The organism is Flaviaestuariibacter terrae, from assembly GCF_054777635.1.
Window position 1 is genome coordinate 827,987 of the sequence record NZ_BAAHAL010000008.1, and the last position, 17,007, is coordinate 844,993.

General features: G+C 57.5%; 15 protein-coding genes. 8 read left to right on the forward strand and 7 right to left on the reverse strand.

Going from position 1 to position 17,007, the window contains the following annotated elements; genetic code table 11:
* The first annotated feature begins 32 nt into the window (after nt 1-32).
* Together ACYU7Z_RS11600 and corA are read left to right on the forward strand one after the other, a co-directional pair.
* The gene (locus ACYU7Z_RS11600) at nt 33-521 is read left to right on the forward strand and encodes a DUF4440 domain-containing protein (protein ID WP_460570601.1); all 489 of its coding nucleotides are present in this window, start codon (nt 33-35) and stop codon (nt 519-521) included.
* 94 nt (nt 522-615) lie between these two features.
* On the forward strand, nt 616-1,713 hold the full coding sequence (gene corA, locus ACYU7Z_RS11605; RefSeq protein ID WP_460570603.1) for a magnesium and cobalt transport protein CorA: 1,098 nt from the start codon (nt 616-618) through the stop codon (nt 1,711-1,713).
* Between the two features lie 112 nt (nt 1,714-1,825).
* On the opposite strand, the gene ACYU7Z_RS11610 is transcribed toward corA, so the two are convergent.
* The 3 genes from ACYU7Z_RS11610 to ACYU7Z_RS11620 form a co-directional block, all read right to left on the reverse strand.
* Nucleotides 1,826-2,467 (reverse strand): hypothetical protein, encoded by a 642-nt coding sequence (locus ACYU7Z_RS11610; protein ID WP_460570605.1) that lies wholly within the window; start codon nt 2,465-2,467, stop codon nt 1,826-1,828.
* A 42-nt stretch (nt 2,468-2,509) separates the two neighbouring features.
* Nucleotides 2,510-3,028, reverse strand: a complete 519-nt coding sequence (locus ACYU7Z_RS11615) for a DUF2480 family protein (RefSeq protein ID WP_460570607.1) — start codon at nt 3,026-3,028, stop codon at nt 2,510-2,512.
* A 177-nt stretch (nt 3,029-3,205) separates the two neighbouring features.
* On the reverse strand, nt 3,206-5,356 hold the full coding sequence (locus ACYU7Z_RS11620) for a SurA N-terminal domain-containing protein (RefSeq protein WP_460570609.1): 2,151 nt from the start codon (nt 5,354-5,356) through the stop codon (nt 3,206-3,208).
* A 964-nt stretch (nt 5,357-6,320) separates the two neighbouring features.
* On the opposite strand from ACYU7Z_RS11620, the gene nadA reads away from it, so the two are divergent.
* The 6 genes from nadA to selD all read left to right on the forward strand — a co-directional run bounded on the left by nadA (nt 6,321) and on the right by selD (nt 13,625).
* Nucleotides 6,321-7,334 carry a quinolinate synthase NadA gene (nadA, locus tag ACYU7Z_RS11625; RefSeq protein ID WP_460570611.1) on the forward strand — a complete coding sequence of 338 codons (1,014 nt, stop codon included), beginning with the start codon at nt 6,321-6,323 and terminating at the stop codon, nt 7,332-7,334.
* A 414-nt stretch (nt 7,335-7,748) separates the two neighbouring features.
* Nucleotides 7,749-9,644 (forward strand): transcription termination factor Rho, encoded by a 1,896-nt coding sequence (gene rho / locus ACYU7Z_RS11630; protein ID WP_460570613.1) that lies wholly within the window; start codon nt 7,749-7,751, stop codon nt 9,642-9,644.
* Between the two features lie 167 nt (nt 9,645-9,811).
* On the forward strand, nt 9,812-10,486 hold the full coding sequence (locus ACYU7Z_RS11635) for a hypothetical protein (RefSeq protein ID WP_460570615.1): 675 nt from the start codon (nt 9,812-9,814) through the stop codon (nt 10,484-10,486).
* A gap of 183 nt (nt 10,487-10,669) precedes the next feature.
* Complete coding sequence (mnmH, locus tag ACYU7Z_RS11640) at nt 10,670-11,716, forward strand: tRNA 2-selenouridine(34) synthase MnmH (protein WP_460570617.1); 1,047 nt, start codon at nt 10,670-10,672, stop codon at nt 11,714-11,716.
* Nucleotides 11,713-12,576, forward strand: a complete 864-nt coding sequence (locus ACYU7Z_RS11645) for a hypothetical protein (RefSeq protein WP_460570619.1) — start codon at nt 11,713-11,715, stop codon at nt 12,574-12,576. Before mnmH ends, ACYU7Z_RS11645 begins: the two co-directional genes overlap by 4 nt.
* Nucleotides 12,576-13,625 (forward strand): selenide, water dikinase SelD, encoded by a 1,050-nt coding sequence (gene selD / locus ACYU7Z_RS11650; RefSeq protein WP_460570621.1) that lies wholly within the window; start codon nt 12,576-12,578, stop codon nt 13,623-13,625. Before ACYU7Z_RS11645 ends, selD begins: the two co-directional genes overlap by 1 nt.
* Here the strand turns inward: selD and ctlX are convergent.
* The 4 genes from ctlX to ACYU7Z_RS11670 all read right to left on the reverse strand — a co-directional run bounded on the left by ctlX (nt 13,615) and on the right by ACYU7Z_RS11670 (nt 16,944).
* Entirely contained in the window at nt 13,615-14,538 is a 924-nt protein-coding gene (gene ctlX, locus ACYU7Z_RS11655; protein ID WP_460570623.1) for a citrulline utilization hydrolase CtlX, read from the reverse strand. The genes selD and ctlX overlap by 11 nt on opposite strands.
* Nucleotides 14,535-14,765, reverse strand: a complete 231-nt coding sequence (locus ACYU7Z_RS11660) for a 4a-hydroxytetrahydrobiopterin dehydratase family protein (protein ID WP_460570625.1) — start codon at nt 14,763-14,765, stop codon at nt 14,535-14,537. Before ACYU7Z_RS11660 ends, ctlX begins: the two co-directional genes overlap by 4 nt.
* A gap of 68 nt (nt 14,766-14,833) precedes the next feature.
* Nucleotides 14,834-15,277: an IPExxxVDY family protein gene (locus ACYU7Z_RS11665; RefSeq protein WP_460570627.1), complete on the reverse strand. Its 444-nt coding sequence runs from the start codon at nt 15,275-15,277 to the stop codon at nt 14,834-14,836.
* Between the two features lie 14 nt (nt 15,278-15,291).
* Nucleotides 15,292-16,944: a M20/M25/M40 family metallo-hydrolase gene (locus ACYU7Z_RS11670; protein ID WP_460570629.1), complete on the reverse strand. Its 1,653-nt coding sequence runs from the start codon at nt 16,942-16,944 to the stop codon at nt 15,292-15,294.
* Between the last annotated feature and the right edge of the window lie 63 nt (nt 16,945-17,007).

Consider the following 17,007-nt stretch of genomic DNA (forward strand, 5'->3'; position numbering starts at 1 on the left):
ATTATCTTGATTGCAATCAAAAACGATTTGCTATGAGAAAAGTACTGTTCCTGATCGGCGCTGCGGCCGCACTGGCTTCGTGCAACGGCGGAAATGACCGAAAGGGCCTGGTGACGGCATCCGACACCGCCATTAACCTGGATGCGGCCCGTACCGAAATCAACAACGCCAATGCCACTTTCGGTAAATCCATGATCACCGGCGACTCGACGGCCGTGGCAGCCCTGTACCACAGCGAGGCGAAGGTGTTCCCGCCCAACGCCGCCCCCACAGACGGCAAAGGCATGGGGTCGATGTCGCGCTCTGTGGCCGGTATGCAGCTGGCGAAGTTCGACGTAAAGACCGGCGAGCTGACGCCTTCCGGCGACCTGATTCTTGAAACCGGCACCTGGTCCATCGGCGTCACCGGCAAGGAGCTCGATAAAGGCAACTACATGGCGGCCTGGAAAAAGGAAGGCGGACACTGGAGACTCTGGCGCGACATCTGGAACAGCGAAAACCCGCAAGCCCCCGCGCACTAATAGACAAACCTCCGCAAGGAGGTTTTTTTTATCCATTGCCGCGGCGTTGTTCGATATTCGTTATTCATTATTCGATATTCGTTATTTTCTCCCTATGGCCCCGCGCGACTACCTCCGTTTTATTCTACCCGACGCCCTTTTCGGCACCGAGCGCACCAAGGAGATCCTCCAGGTGAATCCCACCGTGGAATATAAGCGCAAGCCCGTGGAGCGCGTGCACATCTCCGTGTACAATTACAACGAGCGAACGCTCGACGTGCAGCAGTTTGAAAACGTCGAAGACGTTTTTTACTGCAAGGAAGACGACCTTATTTCCTGGATCAATATCGACGGTATCCGCAAGGCCGATGTGGAAAGCATCTGCGGCCACTTCGGCATTCACCCGCTTCTTGCCGAAGACATTTTGAGCTGCAACCAGCGGCCCAAGATGGACGAGGTCGACGGCGTGCTCTACTGCCTCCTCAACATGCTTTACTTCAACAAGGAAGAATCAGCCGTGGAGCCCGAGCAGGTGTCGGTGGTGCTGGGGCCCAACTTCGTGCTCACCTTCCAGGAAGACCCGGCCCGCGACGTGTTCAACCCCGTGCGCGACCGCCTGCACATGGCCAACAGCAAGCTGCGCCAGCGGCCCGCCGATTACCTGTGCTACTCGCTGCTCGACCTGATCGTCGACAACTATTTCCTGGTGATGGAGCAGCTGGGCGAAAAGATCGAGGAGCTCGAGGAAGAAGTGATCCGCAACGCCACGCCGGTATCGATGGCCCACATCACGCGTCTCCGCAAGGAGCTCATTGTGCTAAAGCGCAACATCCTCCCCGTGCGCGACCTGCTTGCCGCCATCATCCGCTCCGAAAGCAGCCTGCTCGACGAAAGCACCGAGAAGTATTTCAAGGATGTCCACGACCATATCGTACAGGCCGCCGACCTCTCCGAAAACTACCGCGATGTGATGACGAGCATGCAGGATCTCTACATCAACAACGTGAACCTCAAAATGAACGAGGTGATGAAGGTAATGGCCATCGTAACCTGCCTGCTGGCGCCGGCCACTGTCATCGGCGGCATCTTCGGGATGAACTTCGAGCGCATACCGCTGCTCCACAACAAGTGGGGCTTCTTTATCTCCGTAGGCCTTATGCTTTTCATCCCGCTATGGATGATCCGCGTGTTCCGGAGAAGGGGCTGGTTTTAATAATCTGCTAATGGATTAGTCTGCTGGTCTGCTACTAGTAGCTGGTGGTAAACTACCCCACTGTCACCCTGAGCGAAGTCGAAGGGTGAGCGCAATCGAAGGGTGAATCGGGCTACTTTTCGAAATTCCGTTGCACCAGGTCGGCGGGGTTGCCGCTGAGGAGGCGCGGGTAGCGGCTCGTCCATTTGCGATCGGCCTGCAGGTCGTACTTATGCAGCACAACGTGGTACCGGTAGTTGCCGCTGCTGTCTTTTCCCTCAACTTCGGCGAGCGCCAGCAACACGGTATTCGGATCCGACCATGCGGCATCGAGGCTAAGCGTTCCCGGGCCTCCGAAGAGCAGTTGCCGGCGTGTGCCCCTGCGGTTGTCGAGCACGGCGATCTCCATATCCGGGCCGGCGCCCTCGAGCACTGGGCGGCTGTTCTTTTGAGCGATACTGTAATTATACGATACAAGGTCGATGGCGCGGCTGCTGTCGGCGTTGAAAAGCAGCCAGGGCTTCCACTGTGCAAACTCCGTCGGGTCGAAGCGCAGTGTATCGGGTTGCAGCTGCCCATCCTCCGCGAAAGCGGGAAAATTTTTCGGATCAAAGGAGGCATCGACACCCTTCATCACCGAAAACAGCGCGGTCAGTTGCGTGGCCTGCTCCGGCACGGGCACCGGGTCGTGGGCTTTCGCTACAAGTGTATCGGGCGCCGGCGGCGTGTCCTGCTTATCAGACGAATTACAGGCAACGGCCAGCATAAACAGCAAGGGGGAAAATTTTCGCAGCATTCGGATTCGCAGATTAGCAGACTATTTCTTTTTATACACCGGCACCGTGCTGCAGGGTTCGCCGTACATCACGCTTTTGACCACGGGAAGCAGCTTCTGCGTGATGGCCGTATACGCGTAGGGCTCGATGGCCACGTCGCCGCAGCCTTTGATCACCACGCGCTGCCCGTCGTAATCGGCGGCGTTGATGGCGTCGATATTCTGCAGCACCACGTGCTTGTACAGCTCGGCCTCGCTGCCCACGAACACGGTGCGTGCCACGGGCTGCAGGTACGTCGTTACCAGCATGTATGCCCACACCGGGATGATGGCGTCGACGCTGCAAACGATGGCTACATACTTGCCGGCGTATTCGCTCCAGTCCTTTTGCTTCAGCGCCTCGCGGAAATCCTTTTCCTTCAGGATAAGCCCCATGAAGAGGTGGTCCTTCAGGTCGAAGGAGGCGATTGGCGCCGCGGGCAGGTATTGCTCGAGGTCGAGCGTAAGGATGCCGGAAGCGGCAACTTTATTGACGAATGTCTCGGGAGTATTATCAGGCATAGCCAATTGAATATCGAATAACGAATATTGAATAACGAATAACGAAGGGAACGAGGAAGGAGCGAGGCGGTCGAAACCAATTCGATATTCGATATTCCTCGGTTCGATATTCGTTATTCAACAAAAAGGCCCCCCAAAGTTACTGGAGGGCCTTTTTCCTATGTCGTACTTTAACGCTTAGAAGAACTTGGCGCGGTAATCCTTGATGCTCGCGGCCTTCTTGAGGGCCTCGATGGGATTGGCCTGCGAAGCGCGCTGGCGGGCGCTCTGCATCAGCAGGGCGCGCTGCTGGTCGAGACCGGCGGCAGCCGTGGCGGTGGCGCTCACGTTGTCGACGCGGATCACGTATACCGCAGCCTGGCCTTCGATGGGGCCGGCTACCTTACCGCGGTTGGCGGGGTTGAAGGAAGCACCGATCACTTTGTACTCGAAGCCGAGCACGTTGTTGTTGCCGTTGAAGTGTACGCTGTCGGCCGTGGCCACGGGTACATTTACTTTGGAGGCAACCGCTTCGAGGGTCGATACGGCACCGATGTTTTTCTTGATCAGCTCGGCCTTCTTCTTGTTGCGAAGCACGGGCTCGAGTGCGCCGCGGGCCTGGGCCACGCTTTGCAGACCAGCGGGGCTGATGCTGTTTACAGCAGCTACGATGTAGCCGTTGCTCACACGCTGCACCTGCAGCACGTCGCCTTTGCTTGCCTTGAAGGCATCGCGAACGAGCTCACGCGAAGTGCCGGCGCCGGCGATGTTGAAATCGAGGGCCTTCAGGTCGGCGGTTTGCTTGTTGAGGCCTTTGCTGCGGAGGTTCTTGTCGAAGTTCTGGTTGAAGCTCTCGATGCTGCGGCTGTCGGCGGCGAACTGCGAGGCGGCCGTGTTGGCGGCGTTCTCGGTTTCGGAGCTGATCTCAACCGGGCGGGCGAGGTACGCGATCTTGTAACCGGTGGAAGAGCCCTTTGCGGAGCGAACTTCCATGATGTGGTAACCGAATTGTGTTTTCACGATACCAACCTCACCCACGGGGTGCGTGAAGGCGTAGTCGTTGAAGGGGCCCACCATCTGGCCGTTGGCAACGATCTTCTCGTAGAGACCGCCCTTGGCCTTGCTGCCGGCGTCGTCGGAGTAGCGGGCTACCAGTGAGTCGAACGACTGGCCGGCAGCGAGGAGGCTGCGAACGGAGTCGGCGAGGTGACGGGCGGTGCTGTCGTCGCGGATCGGCATCTGCTGGCCGCTCTGCGGGTCCTGGCGAACGGTGCCGATCAGGATGTGACGCACGCTAACCGTATCGGGGATGGGGCGGGCTTCGATGATACGCGACAGTACCATGTAGGCACCGCGCTGCGTCGGATCGATATAAGGTCCGTAGGTAACGCCAACACCGGCAGCGAGGATCGAATCCTTATTGGGCTGCTGGATGGCCGTCTTATTAATAAGACCATCGTAGTAAGGCAGCGGGCTGCCGTTGACCGTGAGGAAGTGCTCCACGTCTTTCGCCGTGTCGAAAGCAGGCTTCAGCTGGGCGAGCGCCGTGCGGGCGTCGGCGCTGTCGGCGGAGGAGGGAACCGTGGGGAACAGTACGAAGGAAATGTTGCGGACTTCTTCGGTCTGCTCAAACTCGTTGCTGTGCTTCTTGATATACTGGCTGATCTCGGCGTCGCTTACGCTGACGGCGGAATCGGACACCGACGTATAGGGAACCGCTACATAAGAGGTGCGGGCCACCAGGGCGTCGTCGGCGCTTTGCTTTTCCACGAGCCACTTGGGCAGGTAAATGCTGTTGTTGAGGAGCGACATGTACTTTTCCATGGCGCGCTGGTTGCGCATGCCGTCGAAGTAGTTGGCGAGCTGCTCCTTGTCTTCGGGCTTGCCCGACTTCTTGATCTGGTTAACGGCCTGCTGCGCGGCGGCGCCGTTGTACTGGCCGGTGGAGTCGGTGAAGCGCTGGCGAAGATCCTGCGGCGGGTTGGAACCGAAGAGGAAGTCGTTCATTTCCTTGTTGCTCACCGTGATGCCCAGACGCTGGTACTGGTCGGCGAGGAGGGCTTCGGAGATCTCCGAATTCCACACACCTTCAATGAGGTTCTGGCGGCCGGCTTCGCCCATGTCGTAGCCCTGGGCCTTGTACTGCTCTTCCTGGATCTTGACCTTCTTCTCGAAGTCGACGTAATCGACCTTCTTCCCGTTGATCTTACCAACCGTGGTGGAGTTGCCGCTGAAAAGGCTGCTGCGGCTCGAGAAGGCATCCATTAAAATGAAGCCGATAAGGGACACCGCAATGAGAATGACCATCACACGTGCATACTTGTCCCTGATGTTCTGAATGACTGACATAGGTGGAGTTTCGGTATTTATTTATATAGGTGGGCAAAAATAGGGGTTTAGGGGGTTATCAACAAATTGTGGAAAACCGCTATACGGGCCGTTTTTTCGGGCTTTTCGACGAGTCGCGGGCCCTGGGGCCCGAGGCCTGAGCCCGCATCGGTGAAAAAGGGGTGAGCGGTGAGCGGTGAGCAGTGAGCAGTGAGCAGTGAGCGAGTAGCTGGTAGGAGACAGACAATAAACATCGTCTTCCGGTAGCCCCATGACGGAGGAACCTCCAAAAAGATCTTTTTTGGCCTTCCGACAGGGTAGGGGAACGCCTGAAAAGATCTTTTTTTCAAAATACCGGGGCAGGGGAAGGCCTGGTATTTTTTTTTTGACCAGCTACCGGGCTGGAAGAAGAACTAAAAAGATCTTTTTTGCCCAATATCCACAATGGCGTACGCAAGCCCGGTTAAGCAAACCATCCAAACCTCTCAAAACCCCCAAAACCTCCTAAAACCTCCAAAACCTCCTAAAACCTCCAAAACCATCAGAACCTCCAGAACCACTTTCCCCCGCTCACCGCTCACCCATTCACCGCTCACTTTTTCGCTGTGGATAACCGTGGAAAACCCGGGCATAACCCCCGTGGAACGCGTTGGTGAAACGTGTACGCGGGTCGAACAACCGGGACAGCCGGAGCCGGCCCCGGGAACGCTGTGGGTTTTCCGCAACTTATCCCGCACTCATTCACAACCCGAAAAAAATGCATGTGTCGTTGCCGGATTTCACATAGCCCCTATCCACAGGATGGTGAAAAAGCGCCTGCGTGAAGCGTCCCTCGATAACTTTGCTGGGGATAAATGGTGGATAGCGCTGTATAACCGCAGCATTTTTGCAGTCCCCGAAAACGGCGTTACGGTTATCCCCAAATCCACAGCCGTAATAGTAGTAGGCTCTTTTTAAATAAATAAGGAATAATATAAGTTATTATATGCCGGAAGAAATGTTGATAGCGCAGGAAAACGAGCTTCTCGAAAAAGGATTTATCGACGCGCCGATCGACCCGTCGCTCGACCTCTTTGCCGAGATCGAAAAACTCAAGAAGGAAAAAAATGCCGTGATCCTGGCGCACCTGTACCAGGAGCCCGATATCCAGGACATCGCGGATTTTATCGGCGACTCCCTCGGCCTTGCCCAGGCGGCAGTGAAGACCGATGCCGACATGATCGTCTTCGCCGGTGTGCACTTCATGGCCGAGACCGCCAAGATCCTCAACCCGTCGCGCAAGGTCGTGATCCCCGACCTCAAGGCCGGCTGCTCGCTCAGCGAAGGCTGCCCGCCGCCGCTGTTCAAAAAGTTTCGCGACCAGCACCCCGACCATATCGTGATCTCCTACATCAACTGCTCGGCCGGCATCAAGGCGCTGACGGATGTGATCTGCACGTCCAGCAATGCCAAGGCCATCGTGGAGTCGTTCCCGAAAGACCAGAAGATCATCTTCGCCCCCGACAAGAACCTCGGTGGCTGGATCAACCGCACGACGGGCCGCGACATGCTGCTCTGGAACGGCGCCTGCATGGTGCACGAGATTTTCTCGCTCGAAAAGATCACGCGCCTCAAGGTGCGTCACCCCGAGGCTAAAGTGATCGCCCACCCCGAATGCGAGGAGCCCATCCTCCGCGTTGCCGACTTTATCGGCTCTACGACGCAATTGCTGGCCTATGTGAAGAGCAGCGGGCACCAGAGCTTCATTGTGGCCACGGAGGCCGGCATTCTGCACCAGATGGCCAAACAGGCCCCTTCCAAAACGCTCATCCCCGCGCCACCCGACAACAACTGCGCCTGCAACGACTGCCCGCACATGAAGCGCAACACCCTGGAGAAGATTTATCTCTGCATGAAATACGAGCAACCGGAGATCCTCATGGACGAGGAAATGCGCCTTGCCGCAAAGCGTCCCCTCGACCGGATGCTGGAGATCTCGGCGAAGGCCGGGCTGATTTGATGAGCATTTGGACTCGTGAATCGTCAATCGTGAATCGTCAATTCGCGATGCGCGGTAAGGAGAACGGATGCCTTTGGCATCCGTTCTTCCGTTTGTGGCGTCAGCCATTCACGATTCACGATTGACGATTCACGAATACAGCGGCGAATCGGGTCAAAAAGCCGCAGTGCCGGGGCACAGTAAGCCGTCCGAAGGCCGGCAATTTTTGTGAGTACCCCAACAGTATCGCACGAAGAAAATTTTTGGTTTCCCTGTTTTCGCTGTAAAATTGCAGCAGAATCCAGTTAGGAGTCCTTCCTGCAACCCTCCCGACACCTGGTTTTTTCCCCCAAGGATTCGATTCAAAACCTATCAAAAGAAATCATTCACGCCATCGGTTCCCTTTAGCCGTGTGACTAAAACTCAAGCATCCCTATGTACGACATTTTGCAGTTGAACGACATGCTCGTTCCTGAATTGCTCGACGTTGCCGAAAGTCTCAAGATCGACAACGCCCGGAAATTAGGCAAGCAGGACCTCATTTATAAAATCCTCGACAAGCAGGCGCTTACCGCCAGCCCGGCCCAGAAAGGCGTCGAAGATGACAGCAAGTCGCCGCGCCGCGCCCGTACCCGCATCGTAAAAGCAACAACTGCCAACACGAACGAAGAAGCAATTGTAGAAGATACCTCCGCAGCCGCCGAAGAGCCGGTTGCCGAAGAACCGCGCCGCGGCCGCCGCCCGGCCAACAGCCGCAACGAAGCAGGCAATGCCGCACGTGCCGCAGCTCCCCAGGCCGAGCGCCCCGCCAATGCGCAGGCCAGCGCCGCTCCCAAGAAAGAAGAGCAGCGCCCCAAGGAAGAACAGCAACAACAGCGTCCCGCCGCCGATCGCAGCGCCAACGCCGAGCGTCCCAAGCGTGGCCGCCCCCGCAAGAACGAGCCGAACACACCGCAGGGTGAGCTGCCCATGGAAACCGATGCCGCCATCGCGGAGGCACAGGCACCCAACGGCAACAGCACACAAGCACCTTCCCAGCAACAGCAACAACAGCAGCACCAGCAACAACAACAACAACAGCAGCAACAGCAGGGACAAGGACAGCAACAACAGCAGGGACAGCCGGAGCCGCAGATTCCCGAGCGAATGATCTCCGCGCCCAACATCAATAAATTTTTCCAGAAGACGGAGCGCAACAATCCGTTCAACGTCGAGTTCGACGGCCAGGTGATCGGTGAAGGCGTGCTCGAGATGATGCCCGATGGCTACGGCTTCCTGCGCTCTTCCGATTACAACTACCTGTCGTCGCCGGATGATGTGTACGTATCGCCGTCGCAGATCAAGCTGTTCGGCATCAAGCCGGGTGATACCGTGTATGGCACCGTGCGTCCTCCGAAAGAAGGCGAGAAATATTTCGCGCTGCTGAAGGTGGAAACCATTAACGGAAAGAGTCCCGAGGAAGTACGCGACCGCGTTCCGTTCGAGTACCTCACGCCGCTGTTCCCGCACGAGAAGCTCAATCTCTTCATGGCGCCGAACCAGTACAGCACGCGCATCATGGATCTCTTTACCCCCATCGGTAAAGGCCAGCGCGGACTTATCGTGGCGCAACCCAAAGTGGGTAAAACGGTGCTGCTGAAAGAAGTGGCCAACGCCATCGCCGCCAACCACCCCGAAGTATACCTCATGGTAGTGCTCATCGACGAGCGCCCCGAGGAAGTAACCGATATGGAGCGCTCCGTGCGTGCCGAGGTAATTGCCTCGACATTCGATGAGCCCGCCGAAAAACACGTGAAGGTTTCGACCGTTGCCCTGCACAAGGCCAAGCGCCTCGTTGAGTGCGGCCACGATGTGGTGATCCTGCTCGATTCCATCACCCGCCTCGCCCGTGCGCACAACACCGTAGCACCAGCTTCCGGTAAAGTGCTCTCCGGTGGTGTTGAAGCCAACGCCATGCAGAAGCCCAAGCAGTTCTTCGGTGCTGCCCGTAAGATCGAGAATGGCGGCTCGCTCACCATCCTGGCCACCGCGCTGATCGACACCGGTTCCAAGATGGATGAAGTGATCTTCGAGGAATTCAAGGGTACCGGCAACATGGAACTGCAACTCGACCGCCGCCTCGCCAACAAGCGCGTGTTCCCGGCCATCGACCTCGTTGCGTCGTCCACCCGCCGCGACGATCTCCTCCTTGATCGCGATGTGCTGCAGCGGATGAACCTGCTCCGTGTGTACCTCACAGATATGAACGCGGAAGAAGCGATGAACGAGCTCCTCCGCCGGATGCGCGGCACGAAGTCGAACGAAGAGTTCCTGGCTTCGATGAACGGCTGAAGGTCTGGTGCCTCGAACGCTCCGAAAGCGAAAAGAAGATAAGGAAAGCCCCGTGAGGGGCTTTTTTGTGGCGTCTACCTCATGTGTAGCGCTGTGGTTTCTTCGCCCCATGAAGCCGGACAGGAACCATTTTTGCAGTGTTGAGGTGAATCAAACTCAAACGAAAGATGAAACAAGTTAAATGGCTGAGCATGGTAGCCTTCGTGGCGACGCTCTCCGCCTGCAATGGCAATGGTACTAACGGCACCAACACCGATACCACCGCAACAACCACAACCACCACTACTACCACGGAAAACGCATCCAGCTCGGGCAATTATGCCGCAATGGCCGACTCATTCCGGGTAAACAGCCAGGCCGGTAACTACCTCGATCCCAAATCCGGTAAGCCCATCAAGATCCGCTACGACGCTACGACACGCCGCGCCGTTAACGAAGAGACCAACCAGCCCGTGTGGCGCTATGTAGACCGCCGCAACTGGTGGGTATACAGTGCCGACAGCGACACCTGGAACCGGGTAGGCGAAGCCCGCATGGAAAACAATACGCTCCAGTACAAGAGCGCTACCGATGACAACTGGGTCAATTATGACCAGCGCTGGGCCCAGGACGACCAGCGTTATATGAGCTCGATGAACGACACAACAGGAACCGGAAGCACCGGTTCGGAAGACATGAGCTCCAATGGCGAAACGAAGGTGAAGGATAACGGCAATAAAGTCAAAGACAAGGACGTGAAAGTCAAGACCAGCAAAGATGGCGACATCAAGCTCAAGGACAAGCAGACAGGGGATAAAGTAAAGTACAATGCCGATAACGGCAAGGTGAAAACCGGCCATTAATCGCTTCACCCTTAACCACGAGGCCCCGGCAGTGATGTCGGGGCTTTTTCGTGAATCGTCAATCGTGAATCGGCAATGCGCGGTGCGCTGCTACATTGAAAGACTGGCTTAGCCAACTCTTCGTCCGTAATCGGGTGTCAGGCTTTCACGATTGACGATTGACGATTCACGATATTTGCTGCCGTGCCTGTATCCCGCCACCCTATCCAGGAATTTCTCCGCCTTTCGAAAGACGCATTGCTCTTCGACGTCCGCTCGCCGGGCGAGTACGCGCATGCCTTTCTTCCCGGCGCACTGAGCCTGCCGCTCTTCAGCGATGCCGAGCGGGCGCAGGTGGGCACAGCCTACAAGCAGGTGAGCCGCGAGCACGCCATCAAGATCGGTCTCGATGCCTTCGGCCCGAAGATGCGCGCGATGGTCGAAATCGTGGAGCGCGCCGCCCGTGCGCGTGGCCTCGGAAGCAACGCACCTGTCTATCTCTACTGCTGGCGCGGCGGTATGCGCAGCGGCGCCGTATCCTGGCTCCTCGATCTTTATGGCTTCGAGGTACACGTGCTCGACGGTGGCTACAAGGCCTTTCGCAACTGGGTGCTCGATCGCTTTACGCACGCGTATCCGTTCCGCGTGCTCGGTGGATATACCGGCAGCGGCAAGACCGAATTGCTTCGTCGCCTCGGCGAGCTTGGCGAAACGGTGATTGATCTGGAAGGCCTGGCCCGCCACAAAGGTTCCGCCTTCGGCAGCTTCGGCATGCCGGCGCAACCCACGCAGGAAGCTTTCGAAAATGAGCTGGCTCTTGCACTCGATGCAGCCGAAGCGGCTTCACCTGCGCGGATCTGGATCGAAGACGAAAGCCAGCGAATCGGTCAGCGCCATATCCCGCACACACTTTGGGAAACGATCCGCAAGGCCCCGTTGTCCTTCCTCGATATTCCCTTCGAAAGCCGGCTCAACCGCATTGTTGAAGAATACGGCGTGCACGATAAAGAAGGTCTTGCCGATTCCATCAGCCGCATCAGCAAGCGGCTCGGCGGCCTCGATACGAAACTTGCGCTGCAGCATATCGGGGAAGGAGACCTTCACGCCTGCTTCTCCATCCTGCTTCGTTATTACGATAAATTGTACCTTAAGGGACTGCACAGCCGCGCTGAGTCCGGGCATTCGCTGACCACGATCGCAGCGCCCGGTGTCACGCGCGACAATGCAGCCCTAATTCTTTCCGCACTATGAAACACCTCTTCTACCTGTTGCTGCTCCTTTGTGCTGCCCCGGCTTTTGGCCAGGAAGTCACCGGGCTTTACAGCGGCACGCTTCGCAATGATTCCACCGGCCTCGTGCAGCAATACGAGCTTTCCATCACCGAGGAAGGCGGCAAGGTGAGCGGCTACGCACACACCACCTTCGTGCTCGATAACCGCATGCACTTCGGTTTTCGCAAGGTGAAGGGACTCGTAAAGGCGGGCAAGCTCGTCATCGAGGAGAGCGATATGCTCGAGAATAATTTCCCGACGCCACCACCGAAAGGCATCCGCCGCACATCGCTGTTCTCGATACCCTACGGCGGTCCTGTCGATTCGCTCGTTGGTCGCTGGAGCACCAACCGCACGCGCAACTGGGCACCCGCAACGGGCACGCTGGCGCTACGCAAGAAGCGCGACAGCTCCTCATCGGCACTCGTGGCCAAGCTGCGCGAGCGCTTCCCGCCCGCCGCCGCGCCCGCCGCGCCGCAGCTGATCAGGCCGCTCACATTTACCGAGCGGAAAACCCAAACGGTTCAAACACTCCGTGCTACTGCCGACACTGTACAGATCACGCTTTACGATAATGGACTCGTGGATGGCGACAGCGTCAGTGTATACCTCAACGGGGTGGCGCTGGTAGAGCACATCAAGCTCAGTGAAAATGCATTTCGATATACCGTACCGCTGAAGCCGGGTATCAACGAGTTGTCGCTGCTAGCGGAGAATCTCGGTACGCTTCCGCCGAACACCGGCCTTCTCATTGTGCAAACCAGCGAAGCCCGTTACCCGGTTTATTTCAGCGCCGACCTGCAAACGAATGCGCGCATCCTGATCCAAAAAAATGAATGATGGAAGCTACTCCACTCAAGCTTACTCAGTTTTCTAAAGGCGGCGGCTGCGGTTGCAAGATCGCGCCCTCGGTGCTCCAGGAGATCCTGCAAGGACCGGCACAGGAGTCGTTTCCTTCGCTCCTCGTGGGCCACGGAAGCAACGATGACGCTGCCGCCTGGCTTCTCGACGGCGAAGAAGTCATCATCTCCACCACCGACTTTTTTGTGCCCATCGTCGACGACCCGTTCGACTTCGGACGTATTGCCTCCGCCAACGCCATCAGCGATGTGTATGCGATGGGCGGAAGCCCGCTGCTCGCCATTGCCATCCTGGGATGGCCCGTGGAGAAGCTACCCGTCAGTGCGGCGCAGCAGGTGCTGGCCGGCGCGCGGGCCGTTTGTAAGGAAGCCGGAATACCGCTCGCAGGTGGCCATACCATCGACTCGTCCGAGCCGATATTCGGCCTGGCGGTTACAGGTCGCGTAAAACAATCGGAGCTCAAGCGCAACAACAGCGCGCAGGAAGGCGATATCCTTTTTCTCACAAAGCCACTGGGCGTCGGCGTGCTTTCCACGGCACTCAAGCGGGGCTTGCTCGATGAGGCGCATTATACGCCACTGCTCGCGCAGATGACTCTTCTCAACAAGGTGGGACGAGTGCTCGGACAGCAGCCCGGCGTGCATGCGCTCACCGACGTGACGGGCTTCGGGTTGCTGGGTCACCTGCTCGAGATGGCCGAAGGCTCCGGCCTCGGCGCGGAGCTGCACTACAGCGCGCTCCCGAAAATCGAAGGTCTTGACAGTTACCTGCAGCAGCGCACGATACCCGATGCAACGTTCCGCAACTGGAACAACTACAACAAGGAGGTGCAGTTTGAGAAAGGTGTCAATGTGATGGAAGCCTTCAACCTGTTGCCCGATCCGCAAACGAATGGCGGCTTGCTCTTAGCCGTGGCACCCGACGCCGCCGATACCATCAGGGCTATCCTGGAAAAAGAAGGCGCGTACGCAACACCCATCGGTCGCTTTACGGCGGCAGGGGAGAAGCGGCTCTTCGTCAGGGCTTAGGCTGCAGGAAGATCTCGCAAAGCATACAGCGCACGCTGCCACCATTTACCTGTTCGATTGTGGGCACGCTCACGGGTAGCAACGTTCCGTATTGCTCCAGCCTTGCGCGTGTCTGCGGACGAAAGGCGGCCAGCGCCGTTTCGCTTACCACGATCAGCCGGCTCCCACTGCGGTTCTGCAGCTGCAGGAGGTTGGCGCCGAAAGCTTCCATTTCAGCAAACGTGAGGTCGATCCATTCATGCCCGCTTTGCGCTAAGGCCTCGCGTACCCGGTCGAGTTCCTGTTGATCGGTGAAGGCTGCGCTGCAGCCGGCGGCAAAGCGGTCGCCGATACCAAGAAGCACGTTGGTATGATACAGTGGTCTTCCCTTCGCATCGGCAGCATCAAAGGCAACGGCTTCGTAACCATGTGCATTCGCGACCAGCAGAAGCGCCTCGCGGCTTGTGCGGGGCGATAGTGCTGCATAGGCCGTCCGTCCCGCGTGGTCAAATACGATCGAGCCGGTTCCTTCAAGAAAAACATCCTGCGCTTCGAGGAAGGTCCAGTCGTTGATCCGCTGTACGTCGAAGAGGCGCTGCAGCAGGGCGATGATGCCGCTGCGTCGCTCCGGGCGCCGGTTTGGCGCGAAGAGTGGGTAAAGGTGTATGCGCCCGTCGGTGGTCGTGCTCAGCCAGTTGTTGGGAAAAACAGCATCCGGTTTTGCCGGTTCCGCCGTGTCTTCCACCACGAGCACCTGCACGCCGGCTTGCTGCAGCTGTTTTACTACCGCATCGAATTCGGCAAGCGCACGCGCCTGTGTTTCTTCCGTAGAAATACGGGTTCGTTGCTGGAAGTGATTGTTCACCGCGGTTTGCTCATTAAACCGGAAGGAAGCCGGGCGAATCATCAGCACGGTGTCGGCGGCTGCGCTCATAGCAAGGCGTCGATCGCTTTTGCGAGCTTACGGTCTTTGTCGGTCACCACGTCGCCGGCGTCGTGCGTCGAAAGCCACATTTCAACCGTGTTCCAAACGTTGGTCCACTTCGGGTGATGGTTCTGCGATTCCGCCAGCAGCGCCACGCGTGTCATAAAGGCAAAGGCTTCGCTGAAGTCTTTAAAGGTGTATTTGCGGTACAGTGCATTTCCCGATTCTTCCCACATAAAAAATGGTTTATTGGTATAGCAAATCTGAAATTCTACATCCGGGATCTGAGATCAGCGATCCTACATCAAAACACCAGGTGTTCCTTGTTCTTGATCTGTTCGTTGGTCATCTCCACCACCAGCTGCACACCCTTGATGCCGCGGATCGTTTGCATCACCGTATCCATCTCGTTGTCACTAACGGGGTCGCCCTTGAACAGCCAGAGGAAGTCGAGGTGGCGGAACTCGGGCAGCAGGTACTCACCGTCGTACTGGTTGTTGTACAGGTAGTGCACGAGGCTTGTGTTGGGCTGCACGTATTCGAATACGGTGAAGAAGTAGTCGCGGTTCTTGCGCTTCAGCTGGATCTCGATCTCGTTGTTGATACGGAAGTCGATGCCCATTGCCTGGTTGATGTTCCAGCAGAAGCTGTAGTCCTTGATGGGCGCCATGATGCCGAGAAGCCTGGTGTCTTCGAAAAAGCTATCGGTCATTTCCCTATGGTCCAACACGAGTTTCATCTGTGCCATCAGTCGCTGTCGGTTTAGAATTGTACGGTGGTCGTTGCTTCTTTTCCCTGCCGCAGGTACGTAACGGTGCTGCTTTCTCCTTTTTTGAAAGTAGCGAGCGCCTGCATATAGCTTTCGAGCGAAGTCACCTTGTGTGGCCCGAGGGCTGTAATGATGTCGCCGGCCATCAGCCCGGCCTTCTGAGCCGGACGTCCGTCGCTTACACCATCGATGCGCATGCCGCTTCCACTGAAGGTATAGTCCGGCATGACGCCAAGTGTAACGCTGAAGCGTGTCGAGGTGCCCATCTGCGTTTCGCGCGTTTTGCTGAAGGCCAGTTTCCCGGCAGGATCGGTATGCTGCACGAGACTGAGCACATGACGGAGCACCTGCACTTCGCCGCTGTAATTGATCTTGTCGGCTTCATCGGTCGGGCGGTGGTAATCGCTGTGCATGCCGGTGAAGAAGAACAGCACGGGTATGTCTTTTCGGTAGAAGGAGGTGTGGTCGCTTGGCCCGGTACCGCTGCTGTCGAAGCGATACGCAAGACCACTGCCGGTTAACGCTTTCTTTCCCGTGAGGCTGTACAACTCGCCCCAGGTAGGAGAGGTGCCGTAGCCGCCCACCTGCAGCAGGTGCGACGAATCGTTGAGGCGTCCTACCATGTCGAGGTTGATCATGTAGTTCACAGACTTCAGGTCTACGGTCGGATGCTCCACGAAATACTTCGATCCGAAGAGACCGAGCTCCTCACCCGAAAACGCGATGAACAGGTAATTGTTGTTCTTGTATTTCGATGCTTTCAGGAGGCGTGCCAGCTCAATAAGCGCGGCCGTGCCACTCGCGTTATCGTCGGCGCCACGGTGAATGCGTACCGAGTCGCCGCGGTACAGCGAGTTGCCGTCTTCACCATGGCCAAGGTGATCGAAATGCGCGCCCAGCACGATCGTGTTCGGAGCGCCATTGTCGATATACCCGATCACGTTATGCCCTTCGCGGCTTTGCGCCGTTACCTGCGTCACCAGTGTCACTTCGTGTGAAGCGCTTTCATCGGCAAGGTGTTTGGAAAAAGCCGACTTGCGGATGTACAGTACGGGGATCTCGGCGCGCGGGCTTCGGTCGGCCGGGTCGAAGGCCAGCTTGTCGTCGATGGAGGAGCTGTTATATAACAGGAGGGCGGTGGCGCCGCGCTTCTTCACGGCTGCGGCCAGCTTGTGAAGTGTATCCTGAAGGTCGAAGTGCGGGTTGCCCGCATTTTCTTCCAGCAGCTCTTTGATATCGCGGAACCAGGGCGAGCCCTGCTCCTGTAGTGCAATGGCCGGCGAGCCTTTCGCCTGCGCGTTGCCGCTCCACGCCAGGGGGAAATATTCGTCGTTCAGCACGAGGTCCTTGCCGTTCACCCGCAGCTGCGTGCCCTGCACCTTCAGTCCTGCGGGGACGTCGAAAGCTTGGAGAAACCCGTCGCTGCCTTTTTGCTGGAGCCCTGTCTTGCCGAACTGCAGCATGATGTATTCGGCGGCCAGGCGTTCGCCCTCCGTACCGGTGCGACGTCCATCGAGTTCGTCGGAGCTGAGAAAGGTTACGTGGCGACGGAGGTTGGCGGCGATCTCGGCGTCCTCTTTACGCGTCTTTTGGGCAAAGGCGGGGGCCGACAAAAGGACCAGTAAGGGCAGCAGGTACAAGCGCATCAGTAAAAGTTTAGGGGGACAGGACAAAAGTAAGGGGTAACGATCTTCGGGTTCTTAAGGTTC

What these genes read in the sequence shown, in the direction of transcription:
- ACYU7Z_RS11600 (WP_460570601.1), top strand. Translation starts at nt 33, where the DNA reads ATGAGAAAAGTACTGTTCCTGATCGGCGCTGCGGCCGCACTGGCTTCG.
- corA (WP_460570603.1), top strand. Translation starts at nt 616, where the DNA reads ATGGCCCCGCGCGACTACCTCCGTTTTATTCTACCCGACGCCCTTTTC.
- ACYU7Z_RS11615 (WP_460570607.1), bottom strand. Translation starts at nt 3,028, where the DNA reads ATGCCTGATAATACTCCCGAGACATTCGTCAATAAAGTTGCCGCTTCC.
- ACYU7Z_RS11620 (WP_460570609.1), bottom strand. Translation starts at nt 5,356, where the DNA reads ATGTCAGTCATTCAGAACATCAGGGACAAGTATGCACGTGTGATGGTC.
- nadA (WP_460570611.1), top strand. Translation starts at nt 6,321, where the DNA reads ATGCCGGAAGAAATGTTGATAGCGCAGGAAAACGAGCTTCTCGAAAAA.
- rho (WP_460570613.1), top strand. Translation starts at nt 7,749, where the DNA reads ATGTACGACATTTTGCAGTTGAACGACATGCTCGTTCCTGAATTGCTC.
- ACYU7Z_RS11635 (WP_460570615.1), top strand. Translation starts at nt 9,812, where the DNA reads ATGAAACAAGTTAAATGGCTGAGCATGGTAGCCTTCGTGGCGACGCTC.
- ACYU7Z_RS11645 (WP_460570619.1), top strand. Translation starts at nt 11,713, where the DNA reads ATGAAACACCTCTTCTACCTGTTGCTGCTCCTTTGTGCTGCCCCGGCT.
- selD (WP_460570621.1), top strand. Translation starts at nt 12,576, where the DNA reads ATGGAAGCTACTCCACTCAAGCTTACTCAGTTTTCTAAAGGCGGCGGC.
- ctlX (WP_460570623.1), bottom strand. Translation starts at nt 14,538, where the DNA reads ATGAGCGCAGCCGCCGACACCGTGCTGATGATTCGCCCGGCTTCCTTC.
- ACYU7Z_RS11660 (WP_460570625.1), bottom strand. Translation starts at nt 14,765, where the DNA reads ATGTGGGAAGAATCGGGAAATGCACTGTACCGCAAATACACCTTTAAA.
- ACYU7Z_RS11665 (WP_460570627.1), bottom strand. Translation starts at nt 15,277, where the DNA reads ATGGCACAGATGAAACTCGTGTTGGACCATAGGGAAATGACCGATAGC.
- ACYU7Z_RS11670 (WP_460570629.1), bottom strand. Translation starts at nt 16,944, where the DNA reads ATGCGCTTGTACCTGCTGCCCTTACTGGTCCTTTTGTCGGCCCCCGCC.